The sequence below is a fragment of the Leucobacter sp. M11 genome, assembly GCF_035726885.1.
GTDB lineage: Bacteria > Actinomycetota > Actinomycetes > Actinomycetales > Microbacteriaceae > JAPFRB01.
This window is the reverse complement of the sequence record NZ_JAPFRB010000003.1, coordinates 668,365-669,109: the sequence shown is the minus strand read 5'-3', so window position 1 is coordinate 669,109 and position 745 is coordinate 668,365. Positions and strand designations below refer to the sequence as shown.

Sequence of the window (745 nt, the reverse complement as noted above, 5' to 3'; positions counted from 1 at the left end):
CTGCCCTGGATCATCGTCGTCGCGGTCGCGCTGCTCGCGGCCGGCGGCTGGATCCGACGACGCTCGTCCCGGGAGTAAGGGGCGCCGGGCGGCGACGAACGGCGGTGGCTCGGATCAGGAAGCGAGCGCGCCGGGGCCGAAGGGATCCGGGAGGATCTCGGCCATCGTCCGGATGCCGGAGACCGTGTCGAGGAGCATGCCCGGCGCCGCGTGCTCGCTCAGGAGCTGGCGGCAGCGCCCGCAGGGCATGAGCGTTTCTCCCGCGCCGTTCACGCAGCTGAATGCGACGAGCTTGCCCCCGCCGCCGAGGGCGAGCTGACCGATGAGCACGCACTCGGCGCAGAGGGTCAGCCCGTAGCTGGCGTTCTCAACGTTGCACCCGGTGATCACCCGGCCGTCGTCCACGAGGGCCGCGGCGCCGACGGGGAAGGAGGAATAGGGGGCGTAGGCCCGGCGCATCGCCGCGCTCGCGGCCCGGCGGAGCGCCGCCCAGTCCGTGTCCTCCGGGCGGGGGCGGGCGTCCCCGCCCGGACCCGGCTGCGCGGTGCCGCCGGTCACGGCCGGGCCCCCGGGTGTCCCTCGGCGGCGAGCGCCTCGTCCGCCCGGACGTCCTCGTCCACCCAGTCGAGGGAGCGCGTGACGGCCTTCTCCCAGAGCCGGAGGCGGCGGGCGCGCTCCTCGGGGTCCATGCTCGGTTCGAAGCGGTGGCCCTCCCGCCAGTTTGCGCGGAGCGCGTCGGTGTCGG

Annotated in this window: 2 protein-coding genes; both read right to left on the bottom strand. The window is 75.6% G+C overall.

The genetic code is table 11. The features are described from left to right. Positions 1–114: 114 nt before the first annotated feature. Positions 115–558 (bottom strand): cytidine deaminase, encoded by a 444-nt coding sequence (locus tag OOT08_RS11590; RefSeq protein WP_325092784.1) that lies wholly within the window; start codon positions 556–558, stop codon positions 115–117. Beyond that, a partial coding sequence (locus OOT08_RS11585; protein WP_325092782.1) for a hypothetical protein occupies positions 555–745 on the bottom strand: 191 nt, incomplete at its 5' end. The genes OOT08_RS11590 and OOT08_RS11585, both read right to left, overlap by 4 nt.